This window comes from Marinobacter sp. C2H3 (assembly GCF_037080155.1).
Taxonomy (GTDB): domain Bacteria; phylum Pseudomonadota; class Gammaproteobacteria; order Pseudomonadales; family Oleiphilaceae; genus Marinobacter.
In genome coordinates, this window is sequence record NZ_JBBBNZ010000003.1 from 499,179 (window position 1) to 511,703 (window position 12,525).

Annotated in this window: 16 protein-coding genes; 2 read left to right on the forward strand and 14 right to left on the reverse strand. The window is 59.9% G+C overall.

Annotated elements, in window-relative coordinates; all coding sequences use genetic code 11:
* Window positions 1-7 precede the first annotated feature (7 nt).
* From V3388_RS11625 to merT, 9 genes are all read right to left on the reverse strand, one after another.
* A complete protein-coding gene (locus V3388_RS11625; protein WP_336367719.1) occupies window positions 8-487 on the reverse strand; it encodes a hypothetical protein in 480 nt (159 codons plus the stop codon).
* Window positions 488-556: 69 nt separating this feature from the next.
* Window positions 557-2,986, reverse strand: a complete 2,430-nt coding sequence (locus V3388_RS11630) for a heavy metal translocating P-type ATPase (protein ID WP_336367720.1) — start codon at window positions 2,984-2,986, stop codon at window positions 557-559.
* 133 nt (window positions 2,987-3,119) lie between these two features.
* Window positions 3,120-3,770 carry a cytochrome c biogenesis protein CcdA gene (locus V3388_RS11635; protein ID WP_336367721.1) on the reverse strand — a complete coding sequence of 217 codons (651 nt, stop codon included), beginning with the start codon at window positions 3,768-3,770 and terminating at the stop codon, window positions 3,120-3,122.
* A gap of 4 nt (window positions 3,771-3,774) precedes the next feature.
* Entirely contained in the window at window positions 3,775-4,476 is a 702-nt protein-coding gene (locus V3388_RS11640) for a MerR family DNA-binding protein (protein WP_336367722.1), read from the reverse strand.
* A gap of 293 nt (window positions 4,477-4,769) precedes the next feature.
* A complete protein-coding gene (locus tag V3388_RS11645) occupies window positions 4,770-5,609 on the reverse strand; it encodes a CmcJ/NvfI family oxidoreductase (RefSeq protein ID WP_336367723.1) in 840 nt (279 codons plus the stop codon).
* Window positions 5,610-5,698: 89 nt separating this feature from the next.
* Window positions 5,699-7,105 carry a mercury(II) reductase gene (merA, locus tag V3388_RS11650; RefSeq protein WP_336367935.1) on the reverse strand — a complete coding sequence of 469 codons (1,407 nt, stop codon included), beginning with the start codon at window positions 7,103-7,105 and terminating at the stop codon, window positions 5,699-5,701.
* On the reverse strand, window positions 7,098-7,355 hold the full coding sequence (gene merF / locus V3388_RS11655) for a mercury resistance system transport protein MerF (protein ID WP_336367724.1): 258 nt from the start codon (window positions 7,353-7,355) through the stop codon (window positions 7,098-7,100). Before merF ends, merA begins: the two co-directional genes overlap by 8 nt.
* Window positions 7,352-7,654, reverse strand: a complete 303-nt coding sequence (gene merP / locus V3388_RS11660; RefSeq protein WP_336367725.1) for a mercury resistance system periplasmic binding protein MerP — start codon at window positions 7,652-7,654, stop codon at window positions 7,352-7,354. Before merP ends, merF begins: the two co-directional genes overlap by 4 nt.
* Window positions 7,655-7,683: 29 nt before the next feature.
* Window positions 7,684-8,034, reverse strand: coding sequence for a mercuric ion transporter MerT (gene merT, locus V3388_RS11665; RefSeq protein ID WP_336367726.1), 351 nt, complete (start codon window positions 8,032-8,034; stop codon window positions 7,684-7,686).
* A gap of 86 nt (window positions 8,035-8,120) precedes the next feature.
* On the opposite strand from merT, the gene merR reads away from it, so the two are divergent.
* Window positions 8,121-8,537, forward strand: coding sequence for an Hg(II)-responsive transcriptional regulator (gene merR / locus V3388_RS11670; protein WP_336367727.1), 417 nt, complete (start codon window positions 8,121-8,123; stop codon window positions 8,535-8,537).
* A gap of 45 nt (window positions 8,538-8,582) precedes the next feature.
* Here the strand turns inward: merR and V3388_RS11675 are convergent, their stop codons facing one another.
* The 5 genes from V3388_RS11675 to V3388_RS11695 all read right to left on the reverse strand — a co-directional run bounded on the left by V3388_RS11675 (window position 8,583) and on the right by V3388_RS11695 (window position 11,091).
* Window positions 8,583-8,936, reverse strand: a complete 354-nt coding sequence (locus V3388_RS11675) for a YnfA family protein (RefSeq protein WP_336367728.1) — start codon at window positions 8,934-8,936, stop codon at window positions 8,583-8,585.
* Window positions 8,936-9,268, reverse strand: coding sequence for a rhodanese-like domain-containing protein (locus V3388_RS11680; protein ID WP_336367729.1), 333 nt, complete (start codon window positions 9,266-9,268; stop codon window positions 8,936-8,938). Before V3388_RS11680 ends, V3388_RS11675 begins: the two co-directional genes overlap by 1 nt.
* Before the next feature lie 8 nt (window positions 9,269-9,276).
* Window positions 9,277-9,732: a hypothetical protein gene (locus V3388_RS11685; protein WP_336367730.1), complete on the reverse strand. Its 456-nt coding sequence runs from the start codon at window positions 9,730-9,732 to the stop codon at window positions 9,277-9,279.
* Window positions 9,733-9,821: 89 nt separating this feature from the next.
* On the reverse strand, window positions 9,822-10,520 hold the full coding sequence (locus V3388_RS11690; RefSeq protein WP_336367731.1) for an SDR family NAD(P)-dependent oxidoreductase: 699 nt from the start codon (window positions 10,518-10,520) through the stop codon (window positions 9,822-9,824).
* A 97-nt stretch (window positions 10,521-10,617) separates the two neighbouring features.
* Complete coding sequence (locus V3388_RS11695; protein ID WP_336367732.1) at window positions 10,618-11,091, reverse strand: DUF6789 family protein; 474 nt, start codon at window positions 11,089-11,091, stop codon at window positions 10,618-10,620.
* A gap of 540 nt (window positions 11,092-11,631) precedes the next feature.
* Here V3388_RS11695 and V3388_RS11700 point away from each other — a divergent pair.
* Window positions 11,632-12,324: a haloacid dehalogenase type II gene (locus V3388_RS11700; RefSeq protein WP_336367733.1), complete on the forward strand. Its 693-nt coding sequence runs from the start codon at window positions 11,632-11,634 to the stop codon at window positions 12,322-12,324.
* The last annotated feature ends 201 nt before the right edge of the window (window positions 12,325-12,525 follow it).

The window sequence follows — 12,525 nt, forward strand, 5'->3', positions numbered from 1 at the left end:
GTCCTCTTCAAAGCGACCATAACCTTTGCCGATGCCCGCCCCCCGGCGCATTGAACTGGCCCGGCCCTGAGCCTGGTCCACCAATCACGGCCAGAGATTCACCAGCGAGGCTGAACACCTGAATCCGGTCGTTCATGTACTCGGGCACATAGAGCTTGTCGTTGTGAATGGTCAGGTTCATCGGTCGCCCGAGTTCGCCGACACCGTCGCCGGGCGTGCCGAATGACCGTTTGAACTGCCCGGAATGATCGAACACCTGGATGCGCCCGTTGCGCGCATCCGACACGAAGACCTCGGTATCCGTGACCGCAATGCCGATCGGGTTGTTGAACTGCCCCGGGGCGCTGCCTTTTTCGCCCCAGGTTTGCTCCAGTGTGTATGGTGGTTGCTGGTTCCAGTTAATGGCGCCCGAACTACAGGCGGTTACAAGAATGGCAACAGCAAAACCCGTTACTCCGTATGTTACGCGCCAAACTATTTTGCTCACGATTCCTCCCGACCTTGGTAACACCCTATTATTTAGGACATTTGGAACTGTATCGTTCGAGCCCAACGCTCAATCGCCAACACTGGCGATAGTGTCGAAAAACAGCGCAGGGCGTTGCCAGAGCGAATTGATGAAAATGGCCGTCACGCTGGCTGCCATAGCCACCATCGCCCAGACTGGATAAATCAGCCCCGTGCTGGCCAGCGGGATACCAATGCCGTTGAAGACAAAGGCCAGACTGACGTTCTGGAGCATCTTGCGATAGCCCCAACGGCTAATGTCTATTGCGGTCACCACGGCACCCACCCGGCTGTTGAGAATGATGATGTCGGCGGCATCAATGGCGATGTCGGTGCCACCACCCATGGCAATGCCCACGTCCGCCTGCATCAGGGCGGGGGCGTCGTTGATACCGTCGCCGACCATGGCGATCCGGTGGTCCTGCTGCATGGTGGTGCGCAGCCGGTCCGCCTTCTCCCCGGGCAGCACGCTGGCGTAAACTTCGTCGATACCCAGGTGATGCGCGATGTGACGGGCCGTGCGTTCATTGTCGCCGGTCACCATCGCGGTGTGGATGCCCATCCCCTGCAACCTGGCCACGGTGTCGGCGGCATCAGGGCGCAGGGCGTCCCCGAGCGCGAGGGTGCCCAGTAAGTGCCCGTCGCGGGCCACCACGATCACCGTCCGGCCCTGGGCCTCATCCGCTTCCACGGCCCCGGCAACGGGCGTCATTTCCACGCCGGCCGCTTCGGCAAAACGTGGGCTACCCACCAGCACCTGTTTGCCATCCACCTGCGCGGTGACACCACGGCCGGATTCGGCCTGAAAGTCGGCAACCTCGGGGAAGTCCAAGTTCCTTTCGAGCGCGGCTTCAACCACCGCCCGCCCGAGTGGATGCTCGGAGGCCACTTCCACGGCTGCCGCCAGCGCCAGCAGTCCATCGTCGTCGCCATCCACGCTGTTCATGGCACGCACTGCGGGACGGCCTTCGGTGAGGGTGCCGGTCTTGTCGAACACCACTTTGTTTACCTTGCGCAGGGCCTGGAAGGCCTCTCCCGTGCGCATCAGCACACCCTTGTCCGCCGCTTCGCCAGCGCCACGCACGATGGACAGGGGCGCGGAAATACCCACCGCGCAGGGATAACCCATGACCAGCACGGTCAAGGCGGCGAACACGGCCCGCTCCAGGGCCGGCTCGCTGCCGATCAGGACGGGGCCGACCGTCCAGAACGCGAAGGCCAGCGCCGATATGATCAACACGACCGGCGTGTAGACCTGCAGCACACGGTCCACCAGATGCAGCAATCCCGGCTTGAGCGCACGGGCATCCTCAATGCTGCTGATCACTTGCTGGAGGAAACTTTCGCTGCCAATCGCCGTGACCCGGACCACAAGGGTGCCGGAGTTATTGATGGAGCCACCCACCACAGTATCTCCGGTGGTTTTCTCCACCGGCAGCGGCTCGCCCGTAATCAGCGACTCGTCCACCGCCGAGCGGCCTTCGATCACCTCGCCGTCCAGGGGAATGCGCTCTCCCGGACGGATCCTTACCCGCATACCAATCTCAACCTGGTCCGCCAGCAGGTCCCGTTCACCGCCCTCCATGACTACACGCGCCGTCTCCGGCTGCAAATCCAGCAAGCGCTTGACCGACTGCGAACTGCGGGTCTTCACGATCAGCGACAGCCATTCGGAGAACAGGTGGTAAGTCAGCACCATGACCGAGACGGCGAAAAACGCCGCGGTGGGGTAGTTTTCAGGAGAAGCGATCAGACCGATGGCGCCGCCAGCCAAGCCGGCGAAGGCACCGATTTCGACCAGTACGTGCTGATTCAGGATCCCACGGCGTAGCGCCTGAAAGGCCATGTTCAGCATTTGCCGTGCCACGCCAAACACCATACCCAGTGCCAGCACACCGACGGCCAACGGCTCATAGCCGCCCAAAACGCCGGCGGTACGTAGCGCAAGGAATGCCAGTCCGCCTGCCGCCAACAAAGCCGTGCCCGTGAGCGCGGCTGACTTACCCTGGCCGCGCAACACCGCGAAGCCGAACAGGACCAGGCTGACGTACACCAGCGCGGAAAGCCCGAAAGTCCAGGCCGAGGTAAAATCCACAATCAAACCGACCGCTGCCAGGCTCATGGCCAGGGCAACCACAAATCGATTGCGCTCAGCCGCCAAAGCCTGCTCCTGGCGCTCAAAGGGCTCTACCTTGCGCGGGTCGCTCAGGGTATAGCCGATCTGCTGCAAGGTGCCCATCAGGGCCTCGGCGCTGTTCTCCCGGGCGTCGAACTCCACGAGCGCCTGCTCGTGGGTCAGGCTCACCGCGACCCGACGAACCCCAGGCTTTTTGCCCAGCGCGCTTTCAATCGTACCGGTGCACAGCGAGCAGTGCAGCCCACCGATATGGGCCTTGACCCGCTGAATATAGGGCTCCGCCGTGGATTCCAGACTCCAGGGCCGGGTGCCTTCGTCAGCGGTTGTCGCAGCCGTATTCATGACGTATCCCCTTGATGAAATGAGGTCACTATTCAAGGATAGGCCCCGTACCAAGATACGGAGTCAAGGGGTCGAGGAACCCATCAGAATAAGAGGGATGTCAGCACAGGAAGGGGGTGCTTGGTCTCAGACGCTAAGCCAGCGCCAGCCAGAAGGTCCATGCGCCCAGCGCCACCATGATGGCGCCGGTCCAGCGAGGCATGCGTCCTGCAATGCGCGTGAGGTGTTCCAGCCAGCGACGGCCACGGGCAGTAAACACAATGAACAGCAGAGGCGCGGAGAACGCCAGCCCGAAAACCATCAACGTCGAAGCGCCGAAGATGACACCGCCATTGCCGGAGGCTCGAGTAGCGGCGTCGCCGAGCAGCACCGCCAGAAGAGGAGCGGCACAGGCCGGCACGTTCAAACCAAACACCACGCCTAATCCGGGACCGCCGGGGATGCGGGTTATGCGCGGCAGAAAACGGTTCACGAGCGCAAGAAACCAGGACGTACCACCACCCAGGTACAGCAGCCCGACCACCACATAAATACTCCCGAGCAGAACCCAGAGGCTTTGTTGCAGCCCGGTGAAGGCGGTGCCAACGAATACGGCAACCACGCCGAGCGCGGCCATCAACGAGGCTCGCGTCAGGGCAAAAAGCAGCGTGTGGACAACCTTCATCCGCTGTGGCAACCCTTCCAGATAGCGAATGAACAATAAGTGACTGCCCACGGAACAGGGCTCAATAAAGGCCAGTAACCCAAGGCCGGCGGCCAGAGGCAAGGCAACAGAAAATTCCAAGGGATTACTCTGTCGTCTTCATGACATTTGCAGAATAGCCTGCACCGCGCACGGCCTCTGCAAGTTGCTCGTCCGAAATCCGTGATTCGTCAACCGCCACCCTGGCTTCACCGCTTTCATGGGAGACGGAACATCCTTTGACACCTGTTTGCTGCTCGAGAACATGACGGACAATTTCCTCGCACCCGTTGCAGTGCATGCCACCAATTGAAAGCCTGATTGTCTGCATGCCGATCTCCTCACTCATTGCCGGCCCGCTGGCAGGCCCCGAATTTTGCTCCAGTGCGTCAAATATGGAACAGCACTGCAACGGTCCCTGCCCTGGACAACGATCCACAAGTGCCGCAAGCCCTTGGCGAATTCGCTGTAACTGGTCAATTTTCTGGTCTACATCGTGAAGTTTTGACATCGCCCGTTGCCGTACATCACGTGCGCCAGCCTGGTCGCTGCCGGCATCGCGCAGTGCGAGCAGTTCCGCAATCTCACGCAGGGAAAAGCCCAGTTCCTGGGCGCGGCGAATGAAGTGCAGCCGCCGCACGGTCGCCCCTGAATAGATGCGGTAACCACTTTCCCTGGGACGTGGTGGCTGCTCAATAAGTTGGCGCCGTTCGTAAAAACGAATCGTCTCAACGCCGACGCCCACCTCCTCAGCCACTTTGCCAATCGTCATGTCAGTCATGGGCACCCTCGCGATTTCTTGATTCATACTAACGTCCGTACTGTGGTACATGGTCAAGCCCAGTGGTATCCGGCGATACCAAAGTATGGTTCCGACGTTTATCTGTTTGCTAATGTCAAACGTAATGGCGTCAATGGAGGTTCGTCATAGAGAGTGTTGACGGCTTCGCCGGCGCGCTGAAGGTGACTTTCGTCTACCGGCTGCTACAGAAGAAGGGGGTTGCAGCCTGGCTGAGCGCCGCGCGGCGGGTCTACGCTGGCGCTTCCGGTGACGCAATCCCTCATGCTTGATGTCTGGGCGGACGCGCACAGAAACCCACATCAAGACTCAAAAAACGCCAGCGTGCGCACTTCAATGCTTTCCCGAGGCGGTTCATCGGCCCGGGTACGCGGATCATGAAAAGCGGTATGGGGCACGAAGCGGGCGCGCCCATCGGTGCGTGAGTCGAACCCCTTGATCAGCAGGACCTCGTCACGTTCCATGGCCGGGAAGTAGAGCCAGCGCTGGGCCGGATTGTACGCCAGGTGGTAGATTTCACCGGTGCGCCCCGGATAGACCATGTCGGTGGCGATCAGGTCCGCGGGATCAAGGGTGGCGGCATCCAGCACTGCCAGTGGCGAACGCCTGACTGGTCCGCGGATGGGGCGCCAGGCATTGACCTGTACAAATGGCACGTCGCACAGACGCTGGTCTTCCTCCTCTCCGAGCACGTCCCTCACCCGCTGCGGTGCCGACCACTCGGTGTAATCGTTGTGCGCGCGATCGGCAGGGGTCTTGGCACGGCCGTCGCCGCCGTCATCACGGCGCCGGGTATGGTCGAAGATCACCACCCGGGAAGCGCCCGTCGCTGCCTTAACCAGGGCTTCGATTTCTGAATAATAGTACTGCTCGACAGACGCGTCGTCATACAGATCTTCCACACCAGTCGATTGCTGGTACAGGGCAATGCCATGGCGGTCGAGCGACAGCCCCTGCATCTGGGTACGCGCATTGTGAATGGTGACCGCTCGGCGCTGAAGCTCGGCGTAATAACGCGGCTCGGGCTCGCCGGTGAGCGCTTCGGTGTGCACGTACGGGCGCTCGCCCGTCGCTACCATAAAGGTAATTTCGCCGGTTACTGCGTCGGCCGGCAAGCGAGTGTTGTCAGTCGCTGTGGTCATCCCGCTCTCCACTTTCAAGTGCGTTCAATCGTAGTCCTCTGTCCGACCAGTTCGGATTTCAAGAGTCGTGGTACGGATGCTCTCGCTGTTCAGGCCGCACAACAGGACAACTGGCTCACGTCCTTGGTAAAGCTCTGGGCACACAACTTGAGCCCTTCCACCATGGTCAGGTACGGAAACAACTCATCGCCGACGGTCTGCACGGTCATACCGGTTTTGATTGCCATCACTGCCGTCTGAATCAGCTCACCCGCCTCGCCAGTGACCGCCTGAACGCCCAGCAACCGCCCCGATCCGTGCTCGGCGACCATCTTGATGAATCCGTGGGTATCAAAATTCGCCAGGGCCCGTGGCACGTTTTCGAGATCCAGGGAACGCGTATCCACCGTGAAACCCTGTTTGATAGCTTCGGCTTCTGTCAGGCCGGCGGTGGCCACCTGGGGATCGGTAAATATCACCGTCGGCATGGCGTTCAGATCGAGGGTGGCGTCGCCGCCGGTCATGTTCACGGCCGCCCGGCTGCCTCCGGCCGCCGCGACGTAGACAAACCGGGGCTGGTCAGTGCAATCGCCAGCGGCGTAGATGCCCGGCACCGAGGTCTGCATATGGTCGTCCGTGATAACCCTGGCGTCCCGGGTTTCGACGCCGATGGTTTCCAGGTTCAGGCTGTCCGTATTCGGGGTGCGCCCGGTAGCCACGAGCAATTGATCCGCTCGCAGGATGCCTGCGCCGGTCTCCACCACAAATTCATTGTCGAGGTAATCCACCCGACTCGCCTGCGTCTGCCTGAGCACCTCGATACCTTCGCGGCGGAACGCCACCTCTATCGCATCGCTAACCAATGGTTCTTCCGAAGACAGCAGCCGGCTTCGGGCCAGTATCGTTACCTTGCTACCCAACCTCGCGAACGCCTGGGCCAGTTCTACGGCGACCACAGACGCGCCAATCACGACCATCCGATCGGGAATTTCCTCCAGAACCAGGGCACTCGTTGAGGTGAGATAGGGCGTATCCGCAAGACCGGGAACCTTTGGTATGGCAGGCCGCGCACCGGTACCGATCAGTGCTTTATCAAAATGGACGGTTTGCTCACCCCCATTCGCGAATCTGACGGACAGACTCCGGGAACCCGTAAACCGGGCTTCGCCATGAAGCACCGTAATGCGCGGATGGTCGCGCAGAATACCCTCGTACTTGGCGTCACGCAGCGCCTCGACACGCGCCTGCTGTTGCCGGACCAGCCTGCCCCGATCCACGACAGGCGCCTGGGCACTCACGCCGGCATCGAAGGGGCTTTCAGCACGCAAATGCGCGATGTGTGCCGCGCGAATCAGGATCTTCGAGGGCACACAGCCAGTATTCACGCAGGTGCCCCCGATGGTGCCACGTTCAATCAGGGTGATCCGGGCGCCACGCTCAGCTGCCTTCAGGGCGGCTGCCATGGCCGCACCACCGCTGCCGATAACAGCGATATGCAGATTCAAGTCACTACTCATGTCGGGAACTCCTTGCCGATTTTGTTGAGGTTCCACCACCGGCATCACACTGTTTTTTACGCCAAAGGGCATAAATCGTAAGACCAATGAAGAACATCAGGGCGGGCAGCAGCACATAATCCAGGTAGCCCGTCAGTGTGGCCAGGCCGACGGCACCGAGCAGAATCACCAGTATTGGTGTAAAACAGCACAGCGCTACCAGGACAGTGCCGATGATACTCAGCCGCAGCAGCCGTTTGGGGTCCTTCATGGTCTGTCCCCTGTGGCTTGTGGTGACTTGAGCGCTGAGGGATAGCCAGCATCGCGGGTTGCCTCGGTCAACGCCGCAACAGACGTGCGGTCGTCGTCAAAGGTGACCACGGCCTCCCGATCGGGATAGTTCACCTCAATTTTCGATACGCCATCCACTTTTCCCAGCGCCATTTTGACCGTCACCGGACAGGCGGCACAGGTCATACCCGGCACTGCCAGGGTAACGGTTTGGGTAGCCGCCCACGTGGGCAGGCTGATCAGTGTGACGAACAGCATGACGACAAGACGTAATTTCATGGCATAACCTCCAACAGGCAGGCGCATTATCAGTAGAACAGAGGGAGAAAATAAGGAAAAACCAGGGCGATCAAAACCAGTACCGACACCGCCCAGAACACGACTTTGTAGATCGTTCGCACTTGGGGAATGGCGCAAACATCACCGGATCGGCACGTTTCCACTGGCCGAAAAATCCGGCGCCACGCAAAAAACATGGCCACCAACGCCGTGCCAATAAACCATGGCCGGTAAGGCTCCAGAACCGTCAGGTTGCCAATCCAGGCACCGGAAAAACCCAGCGTTACCAGGACCAGCGGACCCAGGCAGCAGGCCGAGGCGAGAATGGCGGCCACGCCTCCTGCAAACAGCGAAGCTTTGCCGGTTGTCGGTTTTTCCATGGGAACTCCGTATTGTTACTTTGGTCAACGACGTAACAATACTTCCGTACCTGACTACAGAGTCAACCGCTATGACCGCACATTCCATGACCATCGGAACCCTGGCAAAGCAGGCCGGCACCCATGTGGAAACCATTCGCTATTACCAGCGTCGGGGCCTGTTACCGGTGCCACAGAAACCCTTTGGCGGTATCCGGCACTACGATGAAACGGCCGTCGCCCGGCTGCACTTCATTCGATCGGCCCAATGGCTGGGCTTCAGCCTTGAGGAGATTTCCGAACTGCTGAAGTTAGAGGACGGGACACATTGCGACGAGGCCCGGGCCATGGCAGAACACAAACTGGAGGATGTGCGTAGCAAAATCGCCGGCCTGAAGAAGATGGAGACAACCCTGGATAATCTGGTAGAACGTTGCCGGTGCAGTAATGACCCGCAGCGATGCCCCATGGTTCATTCACTGTATAAGGAGCTTGATAGGCCCATGGAAGGGCTTAAGAAATAAAAGATGGATTGACCTTGTCGCCCGTTGAAAGGGATAGCGCCACATTCAGGGTGTCGCACCGTGACGCCCCGCCAGGATCACAAGCGTGCCCATCAGACAGAGCCCGGCGCCGGCCAGATCCCAGCGATCCGGCGTCTGATTCTCAACGCCCCACAGCCAGACCAGGGACGCCACGATGTAGATGCCGCCATACGCGGCGTAGGCGCGCCCGGCAAGGTCGACATCGATGCGCGTCAGCAATCCGGCAAAGACCAGCAGCGACACCACGCCGGGCAGCGTCCACCAGGCGGGTTTGCCCAGGCGCAGCACGGCCCAAAGGGCGAAACAGCCGGCGATCTCGAAGAAGGCCGCTGCCGCGTAGATCGTCAGCATCCGGCCGGTCTCGGACAACGGCATCATCAACGCGGGCCTTCCAACGTTAAGCCCTCGGCAAGCCATCCCTTCTTGCCTGCGTCGTAATGGAAGAGGCGGGTGTAGCCGAGCTGCTCGAGTCGTCCTGCCGCAGGGCCCGCTCGCTTGCAGGCTGCGCTGGCGCAATAGACCACGAGCGTTGCATCCCGATCCGGCAGTCGCTTGGGGGCCTGCTCCAGAATGTCATCGGACGGCAGGTTGATTGCGCCCGGCAGATGCCCCTCGGCGAAAATGCCAAGCGGCAAGGTGTCGATCAGGATGAAATCCCGTCCCTTGCGTTGACAGTCCTGTAGGGTGACGGTGTCAATAGGCTCGATCATACTGATTCTCACCTGGTCGAAACGCGCTTGCGTGGCATGTACGTTTCCAGCGCCCACAGCAACAGGCCGAACAACAGGTGGGGCAGAAAAGATGCCGGAATCAGCCGGGGGCTCACGTGCAGGCCCGCAAGCCCCCAGCCGACCGCCGGAAAGAAGACAGCGAGGATGACGACCCACAGTGCGCCGGCGAGCGCCATGGCCGGCCAGAATCCACGTTTCGGGAAGAACTGCACGAACACCACGGACCAGAAGGTCACATAGGCCGTGTGAAACAGCAGGCCGATCGGCAAGGGCAATGTGCGGCCCAGCACCGTTTCGGCAAAAGCCAGGGAAGGAGGCTTGGGAAAAGGGGAAAGGCCAGTCTTTAAGGCGGTCACCATGACGATGGCCGTGATGATGGAAACGCCGAGGCCAATGCCGATGGCGCCGGTCCAGGAGCGACGGCCAGCTTGCTGTTTACTCATGTCGTTTGCCTCCTTCGGTCGAGCGAATGTCAGATGTAGACGCCGATCCGGTAGCCCTGCAGCGGGGGCCACCTGATGCGGCATAGCGGCTACCAACTCTCCCCGAATGGCCGGATATCCAGCTCATGGGTCCATGCGGATGCATCCTGCCGACAGAGGTTCCAGACCGCATCCGCTACCGCCGAAGGCTGCACAAAGAAGTCGTCCGGCTTGTCGGGCAGCATCTTGCGGGTGCGCGGCAGATCCACCACACCGTCGATCACCACGTTCGCCACATGAATCCTGTCTGGCCCGAGTTGTCGGGCCAGGGACTGGACCAAACTGCGCTGGGCCGCCTTGGCAGAGGCAAAAGGCGCGGTATTCGCCCGTCCCCGGGTTGCCGCCGAGGCGCTGGTAACAACGATGCTGGCCGTTTTGTGCTGCCGCAGTTGGGGCAGTGCGGCCTTGGTGGCCGCGACCAGGCCCTGGACGTTAATCCTCCAGTTTGCTTCAAACTCCTCCAGGCTGGCCTCCTCCACTGTCTTGAAAGCGCCGCCACCGGCGTTGTAGAGCAACACCGATACCGGCCCCAACTTGCGCTCAATACCCGCCAACACGGATGAAATCTGTATGGGATCCATCAGGTCACAGCAAAACGCATGGGCACCATCCACCGATCGCTCGAGCTGTTTCAGGTAGTCCTGACTGCGGGCCAGCATCGCCACCGCGTAACCCTCGCTGCAGAAACGCCGTACAAAGGCTTCGCCGTTACCCGGACCCACACCCGCTACAACACAAACGTGCTTCATGTCTCATCTCCGTTTTCGTTGGTCGTTGTCGTTCTGCGCATCAAAGCGCTGCCGGCCTCTCAACCCCAACGGCCCGTCACCCACAGAGCAGGAGGTTTCAAGCGCGACTGGGGCGCCCTTGTTCAGTGCCTGACGGGCGGGTAAGCATTCGATAGATCACGCCCAGCGCCAAGCCCCAGATCAGGTGTAATATCAGCGTCGCCACGGCTGCCATAATGCCAATGCCGAACCCGAATAATCCTTTGCCCGCCATGGGCATGACCACCACCATCATGAGCAACCAGGCCAGTACGCTGAAACTCAGCGCTTTGGGCAGGGCCGAAGCTCCTGGAAGCTTTGCATAGAGAAGCGCATACAGTACGCCCCAAAGCACGCTCCCAATCAAAAAATGCAGGACCCAGCCCACAGCCGGGGACGCGGGCATGCCAGCCATGCCGTGAGCCATCTGGGCCAGCATCGCGATGGCGTTCATCTGTGGCAAAACACCCATCATGCTTTTTAGAACCATGATGACGGATAAAATAATGGTAGCAATGAAGCCGGCGACTATCGCCTTCAAGTACGACCCCATAGCGACTCCTCCTATTTCGATCGTTTTTCCTGAATATCACCGGCCATGTCCGCAGAGTCTTTGTCCGCAGCCAGCGGCAGTGTCATGAGAACAGAGACACGGGAATGCAGGAACTGTTACACCCTCGAGGCGAGTCCGTTCAGGAATCGCTCGTGGCAAGCGATGGCGGATAATGAAACGGATTGCGCCCTGCAAGGCCCTTGTCCGGAGTTGCGTCAGCGCCTGTTGACTCACGCATCTTTCTTTGCGCGTGACATACCGGTTCTCAGCGTTTCGGCTCTTCGCTTAAGGCCGGGAATTATTTTTGAGCAATCACTCATGAGCAGGTAATGTATTGCGCGGAGAGAGATGCTCGGAACATTCGAGTGCACCTGCTGGGCGACTTGGCGTTACGTCAGAGGTTACAAAAAAGGCGCGTCCAGAAGTACGCGCCAGGTCGAGGTTTAAAATGACAACAATCGGGGTGAGAGCCATCCGATTCCGTCAGTACTTCGACACACAAACGCTGTATCGTTATAACGTTCCTTGGGAGGCCTGATTGTGAATCATAATAAACCGGTTCTTGTATTCGACGTTATCGAAACGATCTTCTCGCTGGACGCCCTATCCCGGTCGTTCGTCTCAGAAGGTCTGTCTGCGCACACGAAAGATGTATTTTTCGCACAACTGCTGCGGGACGCGTTTGCAACCTCCGCCACCGGGGCCTACGTTCCCTTCGTCGAGATGGCCCGGGGAACGCTGCAGGTTCTGCTGACCAACGCGGGCGTGTCGTCTCCCGAGTCAGCTACTGATCGGATCCTGCCGGTTTTCAGTCAACTTGAGGCCCATCCGGATGTCAAAGAGGCATTGGCGCTAGCGAAAGATCGGGGATTTGACGTTCTGTTTTTCACCAACGGCTCAAAGCACAACACGGACGCGCTGGTTGAAAACAATGGCCTGGGCGATTGGGTTGATCACATCTTCTCGATTGATGACTGCCAAGAATGGAAACCAAAAGAAGGCGCCTACCGGTCAGCGGTCGAGAGTATTGGCAGAGAACCGGCCGATTGCGCCATGATTGCCGCCCATGCCTGGGATACGTCCGGCGCGATGAACGCCGGCATGCTGGCGGGTTGGGTGCGCCGCCAGGACCAGACGTTCCATCCGGCCATGACGAAACCGCCCCATATGTCCAACAACCTCGTTGAGCTGGTGAGTGCCCTGGCGGCGCCCCGCTATAAAGCAGGGGACTAGCCCAACAACACCACATCGACCTTATTGAAGCTCAGAGAACAGCGACTTGAGGCCATCAGCGCTTGCTCACGCAGAGCCTGCGCTTCCACGTTCGTTAGATACCAACCAACTTGAAATCATAAGAGTGCAGTCCCACCGAGCAACTCAAATCTGCTCACCGACGCGCCCGGGAATGCAGACTCTGTAACACGGCCATACAGG